The organism is Aeromonas sp. Marseille-Q7275 (assembly GCF_965119515.1).
Genome location: NZ_CBCPLW010000011.1, coordinates 40762 through 60203, shown reverse-complemented (window position 1 = coordinate 60203; position 19442 = coordinate 40762). Strand labels below are relative to the sequence as shown.

The 19442-nt window shown below is 63.4% G+C and carries 19 protein-coding genes and 1 pseudogene; 4 read left to right on the top strand and 16 right to left on the bottom strand.

The window, feature by feature from the left end:
* Nucleotides 1-68: 68 nt before the first annotated feature.
* The 6 genes and pseudogenes from ACWPWQ_RS12130 to ACWPWQ_RS12105 form a co-directional block, all read right to left on the bottom strand.
* The gene (locus ACWPWQ_RS12130; protein WP_454009877.1) at nt 69-668 is read right to left on the bottom strand and encodes a histidine phosphatase family protein; all 600 of its coding nucleotides are present in this window, start codon (nt 666-668) and stop codon (nt 69-71) included.
* 73 nt (nt 669-741) lie between these two features.
* Nucleotides 742-951, bottom strand: coding sequence for a DUF4287 domain-containing protein (locus ACWPWQ_RS12125; protein ID WP_202045812.1), 210 nt, complete (start codon nt 949-951; stop codon nt 742-744).
* A gap of 30 nt (nt 952-981) precedes the next feature.
* On the bottom strand, nt 982-1380 hold the full coding sequence (locus tag ACWPWQ_RS12120) for a GFA family protein (RefSeq protein WP_454009876.1): 399 nt from the start codon (nt 1378-1380) through the stop codon (nt 982-984).
* Nucleotides 1381-1533: 153 nt separating this feature from the next.
* Nucleotides 1534-1899 (bottom strand): VOC family protein, encoded by a 366-nt coding sequence (locus ACWPWQ_RS12115; RefSeq protein ID WP_247626189.1) that lies wholly within the window; start codon nt 1897-1899, stop codon nt 1534-1536.
* Between the two features lie 161 nt (nt 1900-2060).
* Entirely contained in the window at nt 2061-3506 is a 1446-nt protein-coding gene (locus ACWPWQ_RS12110; protein WP_454009875.1) for a chitinase, read from the bottom strand.
* Between the two features lie 161 nt (nt 3507-3667).
* A pseudogene (locus ACWPWQ_RS12105) lies at nt 3668-4896 on the bottom strand (methyltransferase).
* A 156-nt stretch (nt 4897-5052) separates the two neighbouring features.
* Between ACWPWQ_RS12105 and ACWPWQ_RS12100 the strand changes: the two are divergent.
* Nucleotides 5053-5631 (top strand): PhnA domain-containing protein, encoded by a 579-nt coding sequence (locus ACWPWQ_RS12100; RefSeq protein ID WP_139434355.1) that lies wholly within the window; start codon nt 5053-5055, stop codon nt 5629-5631.
* Nucleotides 5632-6222: 591 nt separating this feature from the next.
* Nucleotides 6223-6858: a LysE family translocator gene (locus tag ACWPWQ_RS12095; RefSeq protein WP_454009874.1), complete on the top strand. Its 636-nt coding sequence runs from the start codon at nt 6223-6225 to the stop codon at nt 6856-6858.
* A gap of 122 nt (nt 6859-6980) precedes the next feature.
* Here ACWPWQ_RS12095 and ACWPWQ_RS12090 read toward each other — a convergent pair whose 3' ends face one another.
* Complete coding sequence (locus ACWPWQ_RS12090) at nt 6981-7850, bottom strand: PhzF family phenazine biosynthesis protein (RefSeq protein WP_454009873.1); 870 nt, start codon at nt 7848-7850, stop codon at nt 6981-6983.
* Nucleotides 7851-8051: 201 nt separating this feature from the next.
* Between ACWPWQ_RS12090 and ACWPWQ_RS12085 the strand changes: the two genes are divergently transcribed.
* Nucleotides 8052-8255 carry a hypothetical protein gene (locus ACWPWQ_RS12085; protein ID WP_106886705.1) on the top strand — a complete coding sequence of 68 codons (204 nt, stop codon included), beginning with the start codon at nt 8052-8054 and terminating at the stop codon, nt 8253-8255.
* A 185-nt stretch (nt 8256-8440) separates the two neighbouring features.
* Nucleotides 8441-9031: a hypothetical protein gene (locus ACWPWQ_RS12080; protein ID WP_454009872.1), complete on the top strand. Its 591-nt coding sequence runs from the start codon at nt 8441-8443 to the stop codon at nt 9029-9031.
* Nucleotides 9032-9104: 73 nt separating this feature from the next.
* Here ACWPWQ_RS12080 and ACWPWQ_RS12075 read toward each other — a convergent pair whose 3' ends face one another.
* The 9 genes from ACWPWQ_RS12075 to cmoM form a co-directional block, all read right to left on the bottom strand.
* Entirely contained in the window at nt 9105-9596 is a 492-nt protein-coding gene (locus ACWPWQ_RS12075; RefSeq protein WP_454009871.1) for a SixA phosphatase family protein, read from the bottom strand.
* 157 nt (nt 9597-9753) lie between these two features.
* The gene (locus ACWPWQ_RS12070; protein ID WP_454009870.1) at nt 9754-10077 is read right to left on the bottom strand and encodes a putative quinol monooxygenase; all 324 of its coding nucleotides are present in this window, start codon (nt 10075-10077) and stop codon (nt 9754-9756) included.
* 203 nt (nt 10078-10280) lie between these two features.
* Nucleotides 10281-10748: a GNAT family N-acetyltransferase gene (locus tag ACWPWQ_RS12065; RefSeq protein ID WP_454009869.1), complete on the bottom strand. Its 468-nt coding sequence runs from the start codon at nt 10746-10748 to the stop codon at nt 10281-10283.
* A gap of 35 nt (nt 10749-10783) precedes the next feature.
* The gene (locus ACWPWQ_RS12060; RefSeq protein ID WP_454009868.1) at nt 10784-11257 is read right to left on the bottom strand and encodes a cupin domain-containing protein; all 474 of its coding nucleotides are present in this window, start codon (nt 11255-11257) and stop codon (nt 10784-10786) included.
* A gap of 177 nt (nt 11258-11434) precedes the next feature.
* The gene (locus ACWPWQ_RS12055; protein WP_139434342.1) at nt 11435-11833 is read right to left on the bottom strand and encodes a septal ring lytic transglycosylase RlpA family protein; all 399 of its coding nucleotides are present in this window, start codon (nt 11831-11833) and stop codon (nt 11435-11437) included.
* Nucleotides 11834-11965: 132 nt separating this feature from the next.
* The gene (gene mukB, locus ACWPWQ_RS12050; RefSeq protein WP_454009867.1) at nt 11966-16393 is read right to left on the bottom strand and encodes a chromosome partition protein MukB; all 4428 of its coding nucleotides are present in this window, start codon (nt 16391-16393) and stop codon (nt 11966-11968) included.
* A gap of 45 nt (nt 16394-16438) precedes the next feature.
* On the bottom strand, nt 16439-17176 hold the full coding sequence (mukE, locus tag ACWPWQ_RS12045; protein WP_139434340.1) for a chromosome partition protein MukE: 738 nt from the start codon (nt 17174-17176) through the stop codon (nt 16439-16441).
* The gene (gene mukF / locus ACWPWQ_RS12040; protein ID WP_202045826.1) at nt 17157-18476 is read right to left on the bottom strand and encodes a chromosome partition protein MukF; all 1320 of its coding nucleotides are present in this window, start codon (nt 18474-18476) and stop codon (nt 17157-17159) included. Before mukF ends, mukE begins: the two co-directional genes overlap by 20 nt.
* Nucleotides 18477-18615: 139 nt before the next feature.
* On the bottom strand, nt 18616-19392 hold the full coding sequence (gene cmoM / locus ACWPWQ_RS12035) for a tRNA uridine 5-oxyacetic acid(34) methyltransferase CmoM (protein ID WP_139434338.1): 777 nt from the start codon (nt 19390-19392) through the stop codon (nt 18616-18618).
* Between the last annotated feature and the right edge of the window lie 50 nt (nt 19393-19442).

Below are 19442 nucleotides of genomic sequence, written 5' to 3'. Positions count from 1 at the left end.
ACGGTTGTTCCCGTGAAACCCGGCCACAGATGGTCGGCTCCCCTCGTCTGCGCAGGGCGAGGCGCGGGTTAATCCTGCCCGGCCGGACGGTGAAACCGGATCGGTGACTGAGCCTGGGGAATATTGATCACCAGTCTGCCACCGTTATGCAGTTGCCCCTCGAAGAAGTCGGCAAACCCCTTGGTGGTGACGGCCCGGATCACCTTGGCCACCACCCCGTGTGCCACCAGCAAGACCCGCTCGCCCCGCGCCTCATCGGCGAGCATGATCAACCCTGACGACACCCGTGCTATCACCGCATCCAGCGGCTCACCGTCGGGCGGCCCCTCGGCCCAGCGCCGGGTGATGTTGCGCATCCATAGCTCGGGGTAACGGCTCCTCGCCTCTGCCTGGGTCAACCCCTCGAACACACCCACATGACGCTCACGAAAGGCGGGGACTATCCGGGCAGGCAACGCCAGTGCCCCGGAGATCAAGTCCGCACTCTGCCTCGCCCGCAACAGGGGAGAGGTCAACAAGCGCTGAAACGGCGCCCCCTTGGAAAGCGCCTGCGCCAGCGCGTCGACCTGTGCCCACCCCGTTTCGTTGAGCCCCATATCCAGCGCCCCCAGATAGCGCCCCTCGGCATTGGCCCGGGTTTCACCATGGCGGATGACCACCAGTTCCATCTTCTATCCTTGTTTCTTCAGCAGTGGTCGAAAGCCCTGATACACGAACGCGATCAGGGCCGATACGGGCGGTTCAACCCTGCGCCAGATGGTGGGCCACCAGGGCATTGGCATGGCCGTGGCCCATGCCGTGCTCGGCCTTGAGCCAGGCCACCAGCGCCATGTGTTTGCGCTCCTCCCGCCCCGCCAGCAGGGCCAGCCAGTGGGCAATCGGCTGCCCATAGGTTTTCTCGATGGCGGGGAAATAGGAGGCAGGCCCCCTCACCTTCTGTTGTTCATCCATGATTGGCTCTCCAGAGTTGCGGCGACAGGTTCAGGGCTTGGGGGCGAACTGCTCGAACACCTGCTGCCCGGTCAGGGTCGGGGTGTCGTTTTTGAGCGCATAAAAATCAGGCTTCTCGTCGATAAAGATCTGCCCGGTGAGCTCGAACCCCTGTTCCTGAAACAGGCCGGCAGAGAGGATGTACTCGTCCGTCGGCAACAGATGGTAGAAAAGGTGGGTGCCGCAGGTGGGACAGAAGCCGCGCTCCGCCCACTGGGACGAGCGGTAGGCCACAGGGGTGAGCCCCTTGAAACTGACCCCCTTGCCGCCATGCACCGCGAACATGGGGCCCCCGGACCAGCGCCGGCACATGGTGCAGTGACACAGGTTGACCTCCTTGTGATCGCCGCTCGAGACGGTGATACCGCCGCACAGACAGGTTCCTTGCATATCCAGCTCCTCTCTTCAAGGTGCGAGCCGGCAGTATGCCGGCCGCATTTAGCATCATATGAGTAGCCGCTCCCCCCGGGTTTCGCCACTGCCGAGGGGGCATCTCCCCCCACCTGGCAGGCCCATCGAGGGATGCCCTCATCGGCATCAGGTTCAGCTCTGCTCCTGCAGGGCGATGCGATTGCCTTCGGGATCCCTGAGCTCGGCCACCCGGATCCGCTCGCTCACCCGGGTAACGGGATAGAGACACTCCCCTCCCGCTGTCAGCGCCCGGGCCATGGCCAGCTCTATGTCCGCGACCTTCAGATAGACCCGGGTGCCGTCCAGGCTCGGCACATAGCTCTCTCCCTTTGCCAGGGCGCCGGAACAGCCGGGCGCCTGCTCATCGAGGGGAAACAACGCCATCTCGTTGCCATCTATGTGCGCCCGCTCGAGAGCTATCTCGAAGAGCGCCTCATAGAAGCGGATGGCCCTCTCCAGATCCTGTACCGGGATTTCAAAGTGGATGGCGATATTCATGTGTCACTCCTCTGTGCGGGATAAGCCCCCGAACACTCTTGACTTGTTCCATGGGCCAGCGGTCCCGTCATAGGCCCCTTGCGCCGGATCCCCATGAAAGAGGGGAAGAGAGGCCCATCACCCCCTTCCCCATCATCACTGATGACGCGCCCTCGCCGGGCTCAGGTCACCGGCGCCCAGGGGTCTCCCTTACCCGGCTCGTTGCCCTGGGTCCACCACTTCGCCTGATACACCACGCCCTTGTGGCTCACCTTGTTGCCGGCGGTATAGACCTTGCTGGCCTCCCAGGCGGGCACATCCCCCACAGGCGGGTCGGTCGGATCGACGGGCGCAGGATCGAGCTTGGCCACCACTCGTACCTTGGGCCAGTTGGCGTGGGAGCCGTAGACGTTGGTCATGCACTTCTCGTAATCCCCCGGCACCAGGGCCGAATAGGCGGTCTGGAATCCCACCAGCTCGCACTCGAACGAGTAGCCACCTGGCCTGTCGGCATAATATTTCCAGTTGCCGTCCCAGTTGGTGTAGAGCACGTCGGTGGCGCCGTTCAGGTTGAGGCTGCCATAGGGCGTCTGCTGCCAGCAGGTGTTCTTCTCGTCCGGGAGCTGCGGGATCCCGTAATGGGCGGCCAGCCCTTCCCAGTAACGGATGCGGTTGACCGGCTGCCCCTTGTTCTTGTTCTGCTCGCCACACTCTATGCCGCCGTTGATGACGTTGATGGTGGTGCCAAAGCCATAACCGATGCCGGCCGCGAGCTCGCGCTGGGAGGGGACCCAGGTTCTGTCGATGACGTGCAACATGGCGGGTTTGGGGGCTTGCGGTGTCAGGAAGAACCAGATGGCGGAGGCGAGGTTGAGCCAGGAGTCAGCCACCAGGCCGGGGTTGTTCAGCAGCACGGTGGCGTTTCCGTCAAACATCGCCTCGGAGAAGGCACCGTAGTTGAAGTGATAGGAAAGCTGTTTCGCGCCACGGCCAAAGTAGCCCTGCCCCGTGCTGCAGGGCCACTTCCTGTTCTGCCAGTCATTCTGGCCACAGCCGGTGGTATAGCCGAGTTGCCCCTCGGCCCAGCCCATCTCGCGCACATGCACCAGCGCCTGCTGCCACTCCTCTAGCCCCAGCGGGTTGTCGGAGACATTCTCCCTGGCGATGTGACCGCCCGTCTCCTGGGCGAAGTGGGCGAAGGCGGTGACGATGGATTTTTTGCAGATGGCGTCCGCATTGCGCCCGTCCGTGTAGTCGCCGCAGAAGGCGGGGAACTTGCCGACCGCCCGCAAGAAGCGCTCATAGGTATATTCGGGGGCCGCCATCTGGGTCAGAAAGTCCCAGTCCGATTCGGTAAAGACCCGCTCGACCCGTTTGACGTTGTCCGGGTTGTCGGCTCGCCGCGGCACAATCGCATCCACCAGGATGTTGGGTCGGGTGGCCAGTGCCTTTGACCAGATGCCGTACATGGGGTTGGCCGTCTTGGCCTTCTCAACGGCCGTTATATCGGAGGCGGCAATCACATAGCCACCGCTGTTTTGTGGGTCGGGCTGAATCGTCATGGCCGCAAAAGCTGGCGAGGCGCAGAGCCCCGCAACCAGCCAGGCGGTGCGCTTGAGCATGAACATGGGTAACCATCCTTGTCTTGAAAATGTCAGGGCGAGCATAGGCATCCCGACAACTAAATTCACGACAAGAATTAAGAATTTGGCGAAATTGTGAGCCATGCCACCATGCACTCAGATGAAACCGCGCAACAGCCTCATTTTGACCTCAAGGTACTCGCGTTTTATGCGCCGTGAACGCGCACCGCCCGGATCAGCAGATTGCGAGGGGTCATGGGTTTGTCACAGAACGCCCCCAGCTCGACCTGGTAGCCCTGCTCTTCGAGGAAGAGGGCCCGATCCAGGGCGAGCCAGATCTCCAGCGGACGGCGAAACAGATGGCGCACCAGCTCCATGCGGGCGACGTCCCCAAAGCGCCGCTCCCCCCTGGCGAGGAAGTCGCCATGATCTATCCCCTGAGGCAACACCATCCCCTTGCACTCGGCGGCCCAGTCACAGAAGGCCTCGAAACTGCCCGCCAGCAGGCTCTTTTGCAGGTTGGGCACCGGCAGGTACTCATCCACCCCGCGCACCTGACGCTGCAGGCAATCGAAGGCGAGACGCCAGATCACCTCCTGCTCGCGCAGGCGGGAGATGCGGGCGCCGCCGGTCACCGTCTCCTGCAGCGGCAGCTTCAGGTCGCTCTTGCCAAGGTGCAGGGCGCTGGCCTTGGCGGCCTGTGACAGAGGGCGGTAATGGCTGGTGCGGATCAGGTGATAGCAACAGGGGGAGAGGGTCACGCCCTGGGCACCGCGCTCGGCCACCTGCTCCAGCAGATGGGTATGCAGCTCACCACAGGCATGGAGCGCCATGGCGTGATGGTGCGGGGCGATGAGCGCCCCCGACTCGGCGGCGAAGGCGTCGGCCTCCACAAACTGCATGCGGGCACCATCGCGCACCGCGAGCTGCCGCCCCTCCTCGCAGAGCGTGTGCTGCAATTCGAGGCTCAGGATCTCGGCCCCCCGGTGCAGGGAGACCAGGCGCCCCAGGTGGCCCTTGCCGGCGCACCACTCCAGATAGGGGCCCTGATGGGCGGGCAGACAGCCGGTGAAGGCTTCTATCTGCGCCTGCTTGCGTCCCGGCATGTACATCGCCATGGTCCTGGCGCAATGAATGGGTTCGGGGACAAAGGTGTCTAGCTCGCTCAGGGCATGGAGCTCGGCCCCTGCCGGGATCCAGGGGGCAAGCAGGGTGCAAAGCGCCCCCATGTCGGCGTCGAGCCGCGCTATCTCGTCAAGACCGAGGCCATTGAGGCAGGCGGCCAGCTCGGGGGCCTCATCGGCGAAGGCCAGGCTCAGATGATGATAGGGCTGGTATTGCCACCAGCGTCTCTCGTTGGTCAGCAAGCAGTCCAGTTGTCGAAAACGGTGAGCCAGCACGGTGAGCTTGTCCTGCTATCAAAAGGGAGGCTCATTCTAGCGATCTGCCATCAAAAAGCACTCGCCAGCGCGCCTGCCCCCACCCCTTGCTGGTAGCCTGACAAAAAGCAGGGATTTGTGCTATATTCCGCCCCCTCATTAGCGCGACTCGCCCACGCGAGTCGTTTTACCCATATGAACGGAACCAAAACATGACCATCAATGCCATCCTGCAAGCGCGTGCGGACGCCAAGTGTGAGCTGTGTGGAGCAGAACATGCGCTGACTGCCTTCCCGGTGCCACACTCCCCCGCCAGTGACGATGACCACAGCGTGGCGCTGTGCGCCACCTGCCGTGGTCAGCTGGAGCAGCCGGACACCACTGAGGTCAACCACTGGCGCTGCCTGGGTGACAGCATGTGGAGCCAAGTGCCGGCGGTGCAGGTGATGGCATGGCGCCAGCTTAAAAACCTGTCCGCCCGGGGCGAGATCTGGGCCCAGGACATGCTGGACATGATGTACATGGAAGAAGAGACCAAGGCCTGGGCCGAAGCAGGCAGCGCCAGCGACGATGACGACAGCGTGCCCACCGTCGACTCCAACGGCGCCGTGCTGCAGGAGGGGGACTCCGTCACCCTGATCAAGGATCTGGACGTCAAGGGCGGCGGCTTCACCGCCAAGCGTGGCACCCTGGTCAAGGGCATCCGCCTCACCAGCAACCCGCTGCACATCGAAGGCAAGGTCAACGGCGTGCAGATAGTGCTGGTCGCGGCCTACCTGAAGAAGGCCTGATCCCTTCGCCTGTGTTCGGATGATGCAAGAAGCGCCCCCAGGGGCGCTTTTTTGTTGCCAGGCCACAGCCTAAGTCGGCGCGGCCGAAGTGGCGCCACCGGGAAACTGGACTATCCTGCAAACCAGCCCCGATGAGTGAGCCACCCCTTCGCCGGATCTGTGTCAGGGGAGCATCCGCTCCCGACACCCTGATGCACTGGCCCGAATGGAATTCATGTGGCACTCTGGGCTCTTCAGATGGAGAGATCCTGAACATCATGATCCCATGATGTTCTCTTGACACAAGGAGCACGACCTATGGCCAAAGCCAGCAAGAAAGATATCAAGAAGAAAATCGCCGCCCGCCAGGAGAAGATTGCCAAGCACGAAGGCAAGATCAAGAAGCTGAAGAAAGCCCTGAAATAAGGGTCGGCAGCCTGGATAAACCGTCCTTCGTGGACGGTTTCTTATTTTTCCGGGCAGCTGAGCCCCCTTTCCCCCATGGCCACCACTTAAGTTAAGCACCTGAAAAACCGCCACATCCTGGTGGCAGTCGTCACTGGACGCGGCCCCGGGGGCGGAGCATGATGTGCTCTTTACCAAGGAGAGATCATGAGTCTGGATACATGGATGTTGTTCCTGCTGGCCTATCTGCTGGCGACCCTGACCCCGGGGCCCAATGTGCTGCTGGTGGTAAAGAACGGCCTGCAGCTCGGCTGGCGCCCGGCCCTGCTCACCATAGGCGCGAATCTGTTCTGTCAGGCCATTTTCATCTGTCTGGTCGCCATGGGCGTGGGTGCCCTGCTGCAGACCTTGCCGCCCCTCTTCCTCGCCCTCAAGCTGGCGGGCGGCGGTTACTTGATCTATCTCGGCTACAAGGCGCTGCGGGCGACCGGCGCGGGGGGTCAGGAGGCGCAACGGGTTGGCGCCCGCCGCCCGTCCCGGAGCAAGGGCTCCCTGCTGCGGGAAGCCTTCCTGGTGTCGGCCAGCAACCCCAAGACCATCATCTTCCTCTGCGCGCTGCTACCCCAGTTTCTCGATCACCAGAGCCCGCTGCCCATCCAGTTCTTCACTATGTACCTGACCATCTGCGTCATCGTCACCCTGGTGCACCTCTGCTATGTGGCCCTGGCCAGACGCGCCGGCAGCTACTTCAAGCCAGCGCGCGGCCAGCGTCTGTTTAGCCGCATCACTGGGGGGATCTTCATCTCTCTGGGCGGCGCCATCTTGCTCAGCGGTCGACCCTGAGCGCCCCATAGGCCCCTGATCCGCGGATGATCAGGGGCCTATCTTGCCCTCCAAGGGGCTCTTCCCCTTCACTCCCCAGCCAAGGCAGCGGCCGGACAGGCCGTCACTCTCGCATCACGGCATCACATCAGCCGTGCCCCGCCGGACACCCGCACAGAACTGCCGGGTTCGGCCGGGATCTCGGCGTGCAGCCGCGACGGCATGCCCATGTCTTCCCCCTGCACTATGTCGATGGCACCGCCGTGGGGCCAGTGCAGGTCGCGCAAGTAGCCGGCGAAGGCGGCGGTCGCGGCGCCCGTGGCCGGATCCTCATAGACGCCGCCGTAGGCAAAGGCATTGCGGGTGTGGAACAGCCGATCCCCTTGCACATGGACCAGCAGAATGGTCACCAGGCCCTCCCGGCGCATCAGCAAGCGACCCTGCGCCAGCGAATAGTGCATGGCCGAGAGCGCTGCGCGATCCTTGAGCGCCAGCACCAGATGATCGGCGCCGCCGTGGATGAGCGCTGGGGGAATGCGGGGATCCAGGCTGGCCGCGTCATAGCCAAACAGCGCCAGGGCTTCGCGCATCAGATCCGCCTGCGCCGGTTTGCTGCGGGTCGACGGGGATTGCAGCGCCGCCTGCCATTGCCCCTGCTCATCCTGCCAGCCCGAGACCCGGATCTTGGTCTGGCTGAGGTGCAAGGCATGGTCCCCTGCCCCGAAGCGGCGCGCCAGCGCCACCCCGAGGGCGATGGTGGCATGGCCGCAAAACGGCACCTCCGCCTCGGGAGAGAAGTAGCGCACCCGCCATTGGGGCACCTCTGCGCCTTGCTCCTCGCTGTGCAGCGGGGCGGCGAAGGCCGTCTCCGAAAATCCGACCTCTGCGGCGATCCGCTGCATCTCCTCCGCCGTCGGCAGTTGGGGCCCGATCCAGACACCGGCGGGATTGCCCCCCCGGGGTCCATCGGAAAAGGCGGCGATCCGCACCAGCTCAGTGACCAGCTCCGTCATGACAACTCCTTGGCTTCTTGCTTCATGAAAAGTGGGGTTCATAGGCTCACCCTGGCGGCCCCTTCCGGGGGCGCGCATCAGGGGTTCAGCTTACCCATAAAATTAACGGCCGCACAGGTGCCGCTTGAGCGCCGCGGATCCGGGCACTGGCGACTAGAGTTGGGAAACGTGTCTGTATATGCGCCTGCAGTGGAGTGCCATATGTATTCATACACCCTCATTTTCAGGGAAGAGGTCGACAAGCTGACGGCCCCCGAGCACGAGATCCTGTTGCAAAGCCCGGCCCAGGCCGGGGATTTCGTCATCCTCTCCGACGGCAGCCGCCACCAGGTGATGTTCGTCACCCATCGCGCCCACTACAGCAGCCTCTACCTCGACAAGGGAATAAGAGTGCCCCAAAGCTGAGCTGGCGGGCTCAGGTACGGTGGATGGCACCGATTTGGCTGGCTCCCCTGTGCGAGTCCAGCTCCAGGTGCTAACGTGAAACAGACCTGCCACCTCGCACCCAGGATGTGCGCAAACCCAGGCCGTTGCTCATGGCCGCCGAGGCTGAACTGAATCGGCAAGACTCACATTTTGAGGGATGAATTATGTCCAGGAATACTGTTCTGATCGTGACCCTGACCCTGTTTGGCATGGCCCCGGCGCACGCCATCAACGCAAAATATGCCCAGCAGCTGGAACGCTCCGGCTGTACCCAGGTGACCGAGGCCCAGGGCTGCGATATTCACAAGACCAAGGCGGAGAATGCCAAGGCGGGATTCGGAGCTGCCGCCCCGGCTGCCGAGAGCGGTCTGAACATGATCTACGCACAGAAGCTCGAGCGCTCCGGCTGCACCCAGGTGAGCGAGCTCAATGGCTGTGACATCAACAAGACCCAGGCCGAGAACGCGGCCGCCGGGTTCGGTGATGCTCCGGCGGCCACCAGCGCCAGCCCCTACGCCGGCAACTGGGTCGCCACCTTCCCCGAGACGGGCGCCACCGTCGCCACCATCCGCATCGATAACAAGGATCAGGTGTGGGTCAACGACAAGAAGGTCAGCGCCAGGAAATCCGACGGGGCCCTGGTGTTCAAGGAGGGCATGGTCATCTACACCATCCAGGGGGATCGTCGCCTCAAGGGGGAGGATGGCTGGGCCGACAACGACGCGGGCACCAAGGGACCGATCGCCGCCAAATAACCCCGTTACCATCACAGGAGCCGAGGCTCCCCTTGTTGTTTCTGTCTGCTTGCAAACGGGACCCTCTCTACCCCTACCCTTTTTTCGGATAATCCAGCACGGCCGTCACCGGCCTTTGCGACGCAGCGGCCGACCAGGAGGGGGCGTCGAAGGTGAAGCGGGCGACGGCGCAGGTCGGCATCCGGGTGATCTTGCCGGAAAAGCGGTGGGCAAGGTCGGTGAACCCGGGATCGTGACCAAAGAGCATGACGCACCTGAACGCGTCCCCAAGCTCAGCCATCACCTCAAGCAGGGTCTCGACATCGCTGCCATAGAACCGCTCGTCCGTGACTATCTCCTCTGGCCGGTAGCCGAGCACCTCGGCGATGATGTTCGCCGTCGACAGGGCCCGGCAGGCGGGGCTCGACAGGATAAGGTCGGGTCTCACCCCCTCCCTCGCCAGGCGCACACCCATCAGGGGTGCGTCGCGCAGGCCCCGTGCGGCCAAAGGCCGCGCCCTGTCAGGCAGCCCCTGCTCTTCCCAGCTCGACTTGCCGTGGCGCACCAGCACAAGGGTTCTCTTCATGACGCCTCCCATGACGACCGACAATAGGCCCAGTGTCACCTTTGACCAGCGACGACCAGGGTTTGCCTGCCGCGCCCTCAAGGCCTGTCACTACGCCCTCCCAATCATAGCGGAGCCGCACCGTTCGGGAATATGGGACAAGCGAGCGGGCAGGCGCTCAGCCCGGCCCCATGGCCGAGCTCACTTCCTCCATGAAAATGAGTCTAAGGGGCTCGGCCAGCAGCTCGTCCGCCTGGCGGGCGAAGGCCTGAAAATAGTCGCTCGCGCAGTGGGCATCCAGGGCGGTCTGGCTCACGAAGGCTTCGCGCATGTAGAAGGTGCCGGGTTCCTCCTTCAGCTCGAACAGCACGTAATCGAGGTTGCCAGGCTCCTGGCGGGTGGGCGCTATCAGCGCGAGCAACCCTTGGCGCAAGCGCTCCCTCATGCCGGCGCGGGCCTTGAGCACGGCGATCGACACTATCTTGTCCGACTCTCTCTTCATCCCAGTTTCTCCACTGTCACATCATCAAGAGACCGGGAGGTGCCTGCCTTCTCATGGCAGCCGCCTCCCCCAACATGGCGCCCAGTGTAGGCATGGCGGTCAGGCCGATATAGATGGCCAGGATGGACAGAGTGTTCAACCGGGTGAACAAAGAGGCGGCGGCAGGGACACATACGCGCCAGAGGCAAGCGCCTGGCTCACCGTCAGGGTCTGCTCCAGCTCTGAACTCTGAAGTAATAGCTGGTGAAAGTGTGCCCAGAGAGTGTCGTCTTCTTCACCCTGGTGGCGCGCCTGGCGAGGGATCTGTATGGGGGGCGGGTGCCCAGCAGATGAAAGACCACCTCCTGATGGTCCATGGTACGCGCCCAGCCCATCATCTCGTGGAAGATGGCGAGCCCCCTGCCCCAGCCTGCCCTGGCGATCACGATGGCAATCTCGACCCCCTCCTCATCGGGCTGGAGGCCGCACCACCCCACCAGAGCGCCATCGATGAGGACGGCACGCACGCGGCAGCCGGGCAGCGCGTCTATCGCCATCTTCTCCTCCATCCAGCGCCGCACCGTGCCCAGCTCGAAGGTGGGGTGGTCAATCAGGTGTTTTCGCAGCGTCTCGTCGTTGACCAGGGGCAGAAAATCCTCTGCGGACACGTCACCAAAGGGGAGGAATTTCATAGGCTTATCATGCTTTCCCAAAGAGTGAGGGGTCCCTAATAGGGGGACCCGTCCTTGTGTCTGGCAACCCAGGCGCCATCGGTGCCCTGCACCAGGGCCAGATCGTCGTCAGGATATTGGACTGTGTCCCCCGCCAGCCTGTCCCCCACCTCGAGATAGACGGCGTCCACCTCACCGTGGTTGAGCAACTGGTGGGCCAGGCCGTTGCCGCCCTTGAAGCCGATGCACTCCCCCGGCGACATCAGATACTCCTCCTCCCCATAGCGCAGGGTGGGGTTGCCCGAGAGCACATAGACGAACTCGTCCTGCAGACCATGATGGTGTTTGAGCGCCGAGATGGCCCCCGGTGCCAGGGTCGTCAGGTTGACCCCAAGATTGGCGAGACCGAAATGATCCCCCAGCCTGCGCCGGGTGCGGTACTTGACCAGGGAGGCAAAGGGCTCCGGATAGAGGGACTTGGCCTTGTTCTCCGGGATCTGTGTGGCCTGAATGGGCGTGCGGTTCGTCATCTCAACAACCTCCGTATTGGCGCCCTGGCGAGGGCAGCAAGAGATCAGCCGGGTGCCTGCCTGAATGGCAGTCACGCAATCACACAGATACGACTGAAGGCGGGAGGCTGTCAACGCCGAGATGCAAAGAGCGGGCTCCCGTCATGTCCCGCTACGCAATGGTTCGTCTGCAACCCCCTACAACACCTCGACCTTGACCTTGATAAGGCCGGATCGGGTGTTGCCTATGGTGCTGAATGCGGCCCTTGAGAGATCGATCACTCGCCCCCTCGGGAAGTTGCCCCTGTCATTGACCCGCACCACCACGCTCTTGCCGTTGGCAAGGTTGGTCACCCTCACCATGGCGCCGAAGGGCAGCGTCATGTGGGCGGCGGTGTTGGCGCTCTTCTGGTAGGGCTCGCCGCTGGCGGTTTTCTTGTTGTGGTAGCGATCGGCATAGTAGGAGGCCAGCCCCGTCTGGGTATAACCCCGCCAGTTGCCCGCACTGCCTGCATCAGGCTGGCTGCTGCAGGCCGCAAGCAGCAGGCACAGGGAGGCCAGCAGCCCTTTTTGTACCTTGCCTCTCATATCTTCCATCGCCACTCTCATCATCACTTTCAGCACCAATCTGGATCCCGCGAACAGGGGCCTACTCTCTCATATTTCCCATGGAAAACGGGAGGCCCAAGCCTCCCGTTTGTGTGTTCACCCGTCAGTCTGTGTCAGGGATCAGGCGATCAGCTTGTCATCGGCGAAACCGAAGCCCCGCAGGCCCACCACATGCACGTGCTCGTGCTTGCCCTGCACCTTGCGGATGAGCTTGTAGGTGGTGCCCTTCTCGGGGCTGATGTTCTCCGGCGCCGCGATCAAGAGCTGCATATCCTGCCGCTCGCACAGCTCGAACAGGGTGGCGATGGATTTGCCATCCAGGCGTGCCGCTTCGTCGAGGAACAGCAGGCGGCAGGGGGCTATGTCCTTGCCGCGCAGACGGCGGGACTCCTCCTCCCAGCTGATCAGCACCATCAGCAAGATGGCCTGACCGGTACCGATCGCCTCGCCGGTGGAGAGCGCACCGCTCTCGGCCCGCAGCCAGCCATCGGCGCCACGCTGCACCTCGATCTCCAGCTCCAGGTAGTTGCGATAGTCGAGCAAGACATCGCCCATCACCTGATAGCTGCGATCCCCCTGCTCGGTCTGCGGGTTGAGGCGCTGGAACAGCTTGGCCATGGCCTCGGAGAAGCTGAGCTCCTTGTCGGCGAACAGATCGTTGTGCATGGCACTCTGATCCGCCAGCGCGGTCAACAGGCGAGTGTGAGCCTCGCGGATATTGACGTTGAGGCGCACCCCGCGCACCAGACCGAAGGCGATGTTCTGCAAGCCCTGGTTGAGCACCCGGATGCGGTTCTGCTCGCGGCGAATGATGTTGGTGATCTTGGCCGCCACCTCGTGGGAGGAGAGCGACAGGTGGTTTTCCCGCTGCTTGAGCTCGTCGGCCAGGCGCGCCAGCTCGATCTCCATCTCCTCGATCGCCTCCACAGGATCATCGGAGCGGATGATGTCGTTGCGGATGCGATCTTTCAGGTAACGGTAGACCTGCACGTAGAAGGCGACCTTCTGCTCGGTGCTGCGGTTGCCTTCAGACAGACGCAGCGCATCACGCAGCGCTTCGTCGTGGGCCACGGCAACCCGCAGGGCGCCGAGCGCCTTGTCCGACATGGAGCGCAGCTCGTCGCTGTCGAGATACGCCAGCTCGCGCTTGTTCAGGCGCTTCTCGACGTCGGTCTCCCGCGCCAGCCGCACCACCCGCGACCAGCTCGCCTTGTGGCCCACCAGGGATTTGCGGGCACCGAAGTAGTCCTTGCCTTCCAGCTTGAGACGCCCGCCCAAGGATTCAATCTCGCGCTTGGTCACCTGCAACTGGGCCTCGGCGCTGGTGCGACGGGAGCGGGTGCGGATGAGCAGCTCTTCGATCTCCTTCTTGTGGGCGCGGGATTTCTCCTCCATGTCGTCCGACAGGGTGAGCCCCATGGCCCCCAGCTCCTGCTCGAACTCCGCCAGGGTCTGGCCCTTGGCCGAGGCACTGGAATCGAGCGCGGTGCGCAGTTGCAGCGCCTCGGTGTGGCGCAGGGCTATCTGCTTGTGCTGCTCGCCGGCGGTGCGGGCGGCAAGCTCCGCTATTTTAAGCTTCTCTTTGAGCCGCTCGCTCATCTCCGATGCCTTGCCAAGCAGGTCTTGCGCGTCCTGATAGGCAAAGTGCGGCAGACGGGCCACCAGCTGATCCAGCGCGTAGGCGCGGCGCTTCTGCTCCGCCAGCAGGTCGCTCGCCTCGTCGAAGGCCGCCTGCAGGGCAGAGAGATCCTGGGGATCCTGGCGCAGCACCTGCACCAGGGTCTCGAGCTTCTCCAGCCCCTTGCCATGCTGGGCCACAAAGGCTTCGGCGGTTTTAAGGGCCTCCACATCGGCGCGGGCCGCCTCGAGGCGGGCCGCCAGCTCTGTCTCGGCAAAGAGGTGGGCAAAGGGCAGCATCCCCTGCACCAGCTGGATATGGCGGGTCAGCTGGGCGGCGGCCACTTTGGCCTCGGCCAGCTGCTTGTCGCACTCGGCCATGGTTTCTTGCAGCTTGCGCAGTTCGGCCTGTTTGGCCTGCACTTCGGCTTCCGGGTCGGGGCGGAAGGCGATATCCAGATGCTGGCCGATAAAGTCACGGAAGTGGCCGTAGAGGCGGTGGTACTTCTGCTGCTCGAAGGCGGCCTTGGCGTAGCCCTCGATAAGATTTTCCCGCTCAAGGTCGAGCTGCTCGATCCGTTTTTCCCGGGCGGCGCGGCCAAAGAGCGGCAGCTCGGGGTAGCGGGAGAAGCGCACCTGACGTTTGCTGGTGCGCACCAGCACGGCGTCGCCGAGCTCGTCGGCCTCCACCAGATCCTCGTCAAAGGAGTCGGGGTTGCCCTGGATGAGGTAGATATCCTCCGGGCAATCTTCCAGCTTTTTCAGCCGCTCGATGGCCCCCTCCAGGTCGAGCACTACCAGGGCGCTGCGGGCCGGGCCGTAGAGGGCGGAGTAGTAAGGGGCATCATCGATGGAGATGTCGTCATAGACGTCGGTGAGCAGCACGCCCCCCACCTGCTCGGCGACGCGGGCCAGGCGCGGATCCGCCTCCCCGGCTCCCAGCTGGAGGTTGCGAATTTGCCGCTCCAGGGCCTGCTTCTGCCCCTGGATGCGGTTGCTCTCCTGCTCGAACTCCCGCTCCTTGTCGAGCACTGTCTGCATACCGGCCGAGAGCGCCTCGGCAGTGTCCAAGGCCAAGCCACTCTGCTCGCGCAGCTGCTCGAGCTTCTCGAAGGATTTGAGCCAGCGGGGGGCCAGCTTGGTGAGATCGCTGATATCACGGCCGAGCTGGGCGCCCTGATGCTCGAGGCTGGCGCGGCGCTGATTCGCCTCCGCCTGCTGATCGGCGAGCTCCTCCTGACGGTTGCGCTGGGCTTCGAGGAAGATCTCCAGCTCATCCTGGCTGGCAATAAGCTGACCGGAAGCCTGCTGCAGCTCGTCGCGCAACTTGAAGAGCGCCTTCTGGCTGTCGCTCTCTTTCTCGAGGCGGGCCAGCGAGGCGCGCAGCCCCTGCCCCTGGGCAATGCGGGCTTTGTCTTCGATGTGACGCTTGAGCAGTGCCTGCGCCGTGGGCCAGGCCGCCTCGCGAGCGGTCTCGGGGGCAATGCTGAGCAGCAGCGTCAGCGCGGCCTGATGCTCGGCCACCGCCGCCTTGGCCAGCGCCAGTTGCTGCTCGGCCCCCAGCACCCGGCTGGTGAGGCTCTGCTCGGCGGCGCGGAACTGGTGCAGGGTGTCGCTCGCCTGCTCGGCGCTCAATCCCGGCAGCTCGCACTGCGCGCGGGCCGTCTCCAGCGCCTGCACCGCCTGGCGGTACTGGATGGCGCGGGTCTGCTGAATGTCCAGCGCCTGCTGATAGTCGGCGAGCTGGGTCTTGAGGCTGTCCACCTCTGCCTGGGCCAGCTCCTTGCGCTCTTCCACTTCCAGCAACTGGCCGTGGATCTCCTCCACCACCGCCTGTTGCTGCTCGAGCTTGTCGTTGAGCTCCCGCAGATCGGCGCGATACAGCTCTATCTTCTTTTGCAGCGCCACGGCGGCCATCACCTTGGCCAGGTGCTCGGCGGCGGACTCCAGCTCGTCGGTCAAGAGCTTCTCGCGGTTGGTGAGCTGATCCACCTCGTCCGCCAGATAGATGGCGCGCTGCTTCTCTTCCGCCAGCAGACGGCGTTTGCCGGCGAGCTCGGCACGGGCTTTAAGGGCCAGCTCGGAGAGACGGCTCTTCTCGGCGGCGCCCCGCACATACTCGGCCGCCACGTAGTGGGTGGTCTCGGTGATCAGGTTCTTGAACAGATCCCGCTGGCCCTGGGTCTCCTTGATGGCTTCCAGGGTGCGGCGGTTCTCGTAGATGGCCGCCTCCATGTCCTGGAACGCCTTGCGCACCCCGGAGTTCTCCGGCAGCAGGTATTCCCGCAGGGAGCGGCTGATGGACGAAGAGATACCGCCGTAGAGGGAGGCCTCGATCAGGCGATAGAACTTGCCGCGATCCTTTTGATCACGCAATTTTTTGGGCGTGATGCCGAACTCGAACATGAAGTTGTGATAATCGGTCACCGTATTGAACTTGGCGACCTTGATGGCCCCCAGCTCGGCGGCGGCCCCCTTCAGATCGGCGAAGGCGCGCACCCGCCCCTTGCCGTCATGGAGTTTTTCCAGCAACAGATCCGTGGGTTGCAGGCTGTCTGGCACGTCCACCAGGGCGAAGGGGGTGATGTTGACCTTGTTGTCCCGGTTCGCCACCTGCTCCAGGTGCACGCCGACCCAGATGCGCTGCTCGCGGCTGTTCATCACTTCCAGCAGCGAATAGCAGTGACCGCGCTGCAGCTTGCCGTAGAGCCCCTTGTCACGAGAGGCGCTGGATGAGCCCGCCTCCGTGGTGTTGCGGAAGTGGAGCAGGGACTGATCCGGGATAAGCGCCGCGATAAAAGCCGCCATGGTGGTGGACTTGCCCGCGCCGTTGCCGCCGGACAGGGTGGTGACCAGCTGGTCGAGATCGAAGGTCCGGGCGAAGAAGCCGTTCCAGTTGACCATGGTCAGGGATTTGAATTTGCCTCTCACGCCGCACTCTCCATCAAACCGGCCGACGCCATCGGTGCCAGAACATTAACGTTGCAGATCATCTTCCACCTCCAGCTCCAGCTGCTCTTCGTCCAGATCCTCTTCAATATCCTCGAACAGCGAGTCGCTGCTCGGCATCTCGTCGTCGTGGAAGATGGCCTCCCCCTCCTGGATCATCCGCAGCTGCACGGCGCGGGGATCCTCGTCGGAACGCACGTCGGCGGCGAAGCGGAACACGGATTCGTTGACCCGGAATTTGTCGCTGTTGCCAAGGGCGGTGATCATCCCGAGGCGCTTGAGACGGCGCATGGAGGTGCGGATCTTCTCGAGCAGCTTCTTCTTGTCGAGATCCGTGCCGCCGGAGCGGCTGTTGACCATGCGCAGCAACTGCTTCTCGTCCGCCAGACTCAGCACCTCCTCCTGCAACTCGCCCATGGTGAAGACCCCTTCGGAGGCGAGGCGGTCCGGGCTCAAATAGAGGTAGCAGAGCACCTTACCCACCAGCATATCGAGCTCAGATAAAACGGTTGTTCCGATGTCGGCGCTGGGGCGCGGGCGCAGGTAGAAGAAGCCCTCAGGCGCCTTGATGAGTTCTACCTGATAGCGGCCGTAGAAGATCTCGAGCTCGCCATGGAACTCCACCAGGGCCGAATGCTGTTCGAAATCGTCGGCACTGATGTGGCGCCCCGAGCGCAGGGCGGTGTCGATGCGCGGAAACAAGGGGTTGGCGATGGCCTCTGCGAGCCGCAGGGGCAAGGGAAACTCAGAATTGATCAATGACATAGGCCTGAACCTTGGATCCAGCTTGGTTAATGGGTTTCCATGCGGGTTGGCGGTGCAGCTCGCGCTCACCGCTGGCATGGCCGAGGCGCACGGCCTGGTCAATCAGCAGACGCGCCACGTCGAAGTGGGCGTGGGCCGGGAAATCGAGCAGGTATTCTCGCAGCACGTCGGCGAGATCCAGTTGCTGTCCCTGCTCGGGATAGCGGGCCAGATAACGCTCGATGCGCTCCGCCAGCGCCTGGTTGATGTCCACCATCTCCATGAACTCCATCTCGAGGGGCACCTCGCCGGTCACCTCCTCGTCGTGGATGGCGATGGTTTCGTCCCGCAGCTCCAGGAGGCGCGGCTCCTCGGCGACTCTGAGCAAGAAGTTGTGCTGCTCGAAGTTGCGGATGGATTCCCGCAACCGCTGGCTGAAGGCGCGGTTCTTGTCCATGTCGATGGCGTTGCGGATGAACTTGTGGACGTGCCTGTCATAACGGGACCATAGCTCGATGCACTGCTGACCCCAGGAGGTGATGACGTCGAGCCGCCCCTGCAGGGCATGGGTCAGCTCCTCGACGTGAAGGAGATCGTCGCGCCCCTGGGCCGCTTCCTGAATGTTGAGCAGCCCCGCCTGCAGGCGGTGGCCGGCGGCGTCCAGGGTATCCTGCAGCTCGCGCAGGGTCTGGCCCGTCTCGCGCAGCAGCTTCTCGCAGCTGTGGATGGCGTCGATCCAGTTCTGGGTCAGCAGGGCCGCAATCTCGTTCTTGACCTGATTCTGCTGCTCGTCCATGGCGCGCTGGGTGAGATCGATGCGCCCGAGCGTCTCTTCCAGGGAGAAGGTGAGCCGCGGCAGTACTTCTGCGTCCCACTGCTCCCGGGTATTGGTCTCGAGCGCCGCCTCGCGGGCAGTGTCGAGCTCGGCCGCCAGGTGTTCGAGCAGGATGGAGAGCTTGATGGAGTCGACCTGGCGGTTCTCCATGAAGAAGTCGACGATGCCGACCCCGAGGCGCGACAGGCGATAGAGACTCTCCCCCGCCACCATGTCGGTGGTGAAGCGCGACAGCAACTGCTGGCGAATGAGATCGTTGATGGCGTTGTTGGCGCGACCCGAGAGGGTCTCGTCCATCTGGCCGAAGGCGCTGCTCACATAGCCGAAGGCGTCGTGCAGCGCGGCCTCCGAGAGATCAGACTCGTCCTCGGACAGCGTCTTGATCGCAATCAGAAAGGCCAGCCTGTCGGTGGGCAGATTCAAGGAGAGGCCCTCCTGTCTGACCCATCCCACCGTCTCTGGCAGGGTACGGGATGTACTCATCATGACGTTATCATCTCGTTGTTATAAACGGGGGTACCAGACCCCTCGTGGTGATTCGGACCCGGGGATGGGCAACCCCGGCGGCGGTATCCCGACCGCATAAACCCTGGCATCCCGGCCATTCAGGCCCCCATGACAGCCCTCAGCCGACCGGCTTCTGGGCCATCACATGGATGTAGCGCCCAAGGGAGACAAAGGGTTCCTGACGACAGTAGTGCTGCTCCATGGCCAGCAGATCGTCGAATTTCTCGACCTGCTCCTGCTTGTGGCGCATGTAGTCGTGAATGACCCGCACCCCTGTCTTGCCGATGATCTTGAGGCCCCCCCGGCCTATCCAGTCATAGACCTGTTCCGGCAACTGGGGGTTGGTGGGCGTGAGCGCGGTCTGACGCTTCTTGTTCAGCCCCTGGCGCACATAGTCGAAATTGCCCACCACCAGGCTCTGGAACAAGAGGCCATGACGATTGTAAAAAAGCAGCGACAGTATGCCCCCTGCATTGACGAAAGGGAACAGACCGAGCAGGGTCTGGCGGGGCTCGGCGAGCCACTCCAGCACCGCATGACAGAGCACCAGATCAAAGGTGCCGGTCACATGGGCCTTGAGATCCTGAATGGGGCAATGGATGAGACGAATTCTGTCTTCCAGTCCCTTCTGGGCAATCTGCTCCCGGGCGAGATCCAGCATCTCTGCCGAGAGATCGCACAGCTCCACCTGGTGGCCCATGGCCGCCAGCTTCTGGGCGAAATAGCCAAAACCACCGCCGGCATCCAGGATGCGCAGGGGCCGGTTGCCAAGGCGCGCCAGGCAGGCTTCGATGTCGCTCCACACCACGGCGGTGCGAATGCGCCCCTTGGTGGAGTCATAAATGTTGCGAGCGAACTTGTCGGCGCGCCCGTCAAAACTCTGATCTTGCTTCAAGACACACTCATCTTCGGCCGCCCCGCTGTGGGGCTCGCAGGAGAAACCAC

Excerpts from the sequence above, each read along its gene's own strand:
- ACWPWQ_RS12130 (WP_454009877.1), bottom strand. The coding sequence starts at position 668 with ATGGAACTGGTGGTCATCCGCCATGGTGAAACCCGGGCCAATGCCGAG.
- ACWPWQ_RS12125 (WP_202045812.1), bottom strand. The coding sequence starts at position 951 with ATGGATGAACAACAGAAGGTGAGGGGGCCTGCCTCCTATTTCCCCGCC.
- ACWPWQ_RS12120 (WP_454009876.1), bottom strand. The coding sequence starts at position 1,380 with ATGCAAGGAACCTGTCTGTGCGGCGGTATCACCGTCTCGAGCGGCGAT.
- ACWPWQ_RS12115 (WP_247626189.1), bottom strand. The coding sequence starts at position 1,899 with ATGAATATCGCCATCCACTTTGAAATCCCGGTACAGGATCTGGAGAGG.
- ACWPWQ_RS12110 (WP_454009875.1), bottom strand. The coding sequence starts at position 3,506 with ATGTTCATGCTCAAGCGCACCGCCTGGCTGGTTGCGGGGCTCTGCGCC.
- ACWPWQ_RS12100 (WP_139434355.1), top strand. The coding sequence starts at position 5,053 with ATGACCATCAATGCCATCCTGCAAGCGCGTGCGGACGCCAAGTGTGAG.
- ACWPWQ_RS12095 (WP_454009874.1), top strand. The coding sequence starts at position 6,223 with ATGAGTCTGGATACATGGATGTTGTTCCTGCTGGCCTATCTGCTGGCG.
- ACWPWQ_RS12090 (WP_454009873.1), bottom strand. The coding sequence starts at position 7,850 with ATGACGGAGCTGGTCACTGAGCTGGTGCGGATCGCCGCCTTTTCCGAT.
- ACWPWQ_RS12085 (WP_106886705.1), top strand. The coding sequence starts at position 8,052 with ATGTATTCATACACCCTCATTTTCAGGGAAGAGGTCGACAAGCTGACG.
- ACWPWQ_RS12080 (WP_454009872.1), top strand. The coding sequence starts at position 8,441 with ATGTCCAGGAATACTGTTCTGATCGTGACCCTGACCCTGTTTGGCATG.
- ACWPWQ_RS12075 (WP_454009871.1), bottom strand. The coding sequence starts at position 9,596 with ATGAAGAGAACCCTTGTGCTGGTGCGCCACGGCAAGTCGAGCTGGGAA.
- ACWPWQ_RS12070 (WP_454009870.1), bottom strand. The coding sequence starts at position 10,077 with ATGAAGAGAGAGTCGGACAAGATAGTGTCGATCGCCGTGCTCAAGGCC.
- ACWPWQ_RS12065 (WP_454009869.1), bottom strand. The coding sequence starts at position 10,748 with ATGAAATTCCTCCCCTTTGGTGACGTGTCCGCAGAGGATTTTCTGCCC.
- ACWPWQ_RS12060 (WP_454009868.1), bottom strand. The coding sequence starts at position 11,257 with ATGACGAACCGCACGCCCATTCAGGCCACACAGATCCCGGAGAACAAG.
- ACWPWQ_RS12055 (WP_139434342.1), bottom strand. The coding sequence starts at position 11,833 with ATGGAAGATATGAGAGGCAAGGTACAAAAAGGGCTGCTGGCCTCCCTG.
- mukE (WP_139434340.1), bottom strand. The coding sequence starts at position 17,176 with ATGTCATTGATCAATTCTGAGTTTCCCTTGCCCCTGCGGCTCGCAGAG.
- mukF (WP_202045826.1), bottom strand. The coding sequence starts at position 18,476 with ATGATGAGTACATCCCGTACCCTGCCAGAGACGGTGGGATGGGTCAGA.